This is a genomic window from Moorena sp. SIO4A1, from assembly GCF_010672065.1.
GTDB lineage: Bacteria > Cyanobacteriota > Cyanobacteriia > Cyanobacteriales > Coleofasciculaceae > Moorena.
In genome coordinates this window covers 1-2,054 of the sequence record NZ_JAAHHX010000366.1, presented here as the reverse complement: position 1 = coordinate 2,054, position 2,054 = coordinate 1, and the positions used below count along the sequence as shown (strand labels likewise).

At 40.4% G+C, this 2,054-nt stretch carries 3 protein-coding genes; all 3 read right to left on the bottom strand.

What is annotated here, in order from left to right:
• Positions 1-266 (bottom strand): hypothetical protein (locus F6K53_RS38340; protein WP_293085027.1); only part of this gene is annotated, 266 nt, incomplete at its 3' end.
• An 8-nt stretch (positions 267-274) separates the two neighbouring features.
• Positions 275-1,606, bottom strand: a complete 1,332-nt coding sequence (locus F6K53_RS38335; protein WP_293085024.1) for a cytochrome P450 — start codon at positions 1,604-1,606, stop codon at positions 275-277.
• A gap of 110 nt (positions 1,607-1,716) precedes the next feature.
• A partial coding sequence (locus tag F6K53_RS38330; RefSeq protein ID WP_293085021.1) for a hypothetical protein occupies positions 1,717-2,054 on the bottom strand: 338 nt, incomplete at its 5' end.

The window sequence follows — 2,054 nt, the reverse complement described above, 5'->3', positions numbered from 1 at the left end:
TCTTCAATAAAACCAATACCATGTTTTTTGGCTTGACAGACAACCTTTATGGGACTAAACAATTTCTTTACCAATCTCCCTCCTAAAATTGGTACGCTATCAACTATTTGTTGACATGCTTTTTTCAGTCTGCGAGCATCAATTCTATTTTGGTACCAACTGATCGTCCCATAATAAGGACTAAACTTTCCAGCTGTGATATCAAAATTTGAAAGCTTATACTCACAATCTACAGTGCTATTCGTTATTAATTCTAGGTTTTCCATAATAGCTGTTAGGCAGGAATCATATACATTGGAGAAGGTGCAACAGTAAAGGCGCTACGTACAGGCTTGATAACACGGTTATCAGGTAGGGCTAGTTTTAGGTTAGTCAGAATTGTCGCCAGGATTAATTTCATTTCAAACAAAGACAACGCATATCCAATACACCGACGGCTTCCGCCACCAAAAGCCACAAATTCATAAGCTGAAAACTGTCGGTCTAAAAAACGCTCTGGTCTAAAATGATTCGGTTCTGGATATAAATCTTCTTGCCTGTGGGTCAAATATATACAAGGCAAAATGTATGTACCTGGCTCAAAGTGGTAGCCCATAATTTCTATAGGCTCTTGGGCAATACGATACGCTCCCAAAATGGTGGGTGGGTATATACGTAGGGTCTCGTGACAGACTGCATTCAAATATGGAAGCTTAGTAATCGCACTTGAATCTGGATTATCGCCAAGAGTGTCTAACTCAGCCATAAGCTTCTCATAGACCTGTGGTAAGCGGTGAATCCAGTACAATGCCCAGGTTATACTCATGGAGGTTGTTTCATGACCTCCTAGTAACAATATCATTAAATCGTCACGCAACTCCACATCTTTCATCGGCTCGCCTTGCTCGTCGCGAGCTTTCATCATTAAGCTCAGGATATCTTCACCTAATAAAGCTGGATTATCCTGACGTCGCTTAATTTCAGCATAAATTATGTCATCAACCTGCTGGCGAAGGCGCACAAAACGTCCCCATAAACTCCAAGGCCCCCAATCTTGCTGTAGGGCATGGAAGTACAAAACAGTAGAAGTCAAAGGACTACTCATCAAATTCAGAAGTGAAATAAATGTTTGGTTAAGCTGTTGGAAGCGAGCTTCTTCATTTACCCCAAAAATAGCACGTATAATAAATTGCAGTGAAATATCTTGCATCGAACCCTGGACGTGAAACTGTTCTCCTTTTTTCCACTGCGTCATTTGTTGCTTAGTAATGTCACAAATTAACTGACTATAAGCTCGCATCCGCTCACCATGAAAAGCAGGCATTAACATTTTTTTTCGATGTTTGTGAAGATCGCCATCTAACAAGGGTAGTGCATTTTCACCTGAAAAAGCGGTTGGTAACTCTTTCATAGCTTCCCCTGTATTAAATGTTTGTGGGTTGGCTGTAAATATCGTCTTCATAGCTTGGGGATGACTGACAAACACCGTTGGAGGATAGTTCAAAAAACGTATTGTAAACATATCTCCATAGCGTTTAGCACAATCCTCTAAGTAATTGAGAGGATTAACAATGATATTAATAGACTGTAGCAATGCTGGTGTTTTTGGTCCATCAGGAAATTTCATGATTCTTCTCCTATTTTTGTATTTATGAACGGGTTAATAACTTAATCATGGAGAAATTTAACGGTGTTTTGGAGTGCTGATTTCCCCACAACACCGCATTAAAAATAAGCCTACGGACGCTCCATAGGGTTAGCTGTTTGTGCTTTTTCTAAGGAGGATTTTAACTTTTCGGCTAGAGCACCAATGTATGGCTCTGTCATAATTGTCAGATGGTCTCCTGGAACAGGATGAAGTTCTACTTTTCCAGCAGAAAACTTACTCCACCCCCACATTGGGTCGTTTTTTCTACTGTCGTACAGGAGCCTATAAATATCCACACTAGGAGCAAGTTCTATTGGCACTTCCTCACTAGCTCGCAAGAGAGTAATTTGAGTTGGATAAACCTCCTGTGGAACGTAGCAAGCATTTTGATTTGCTTTAGCCACTTGAATAAGACCGCGAATTTGCA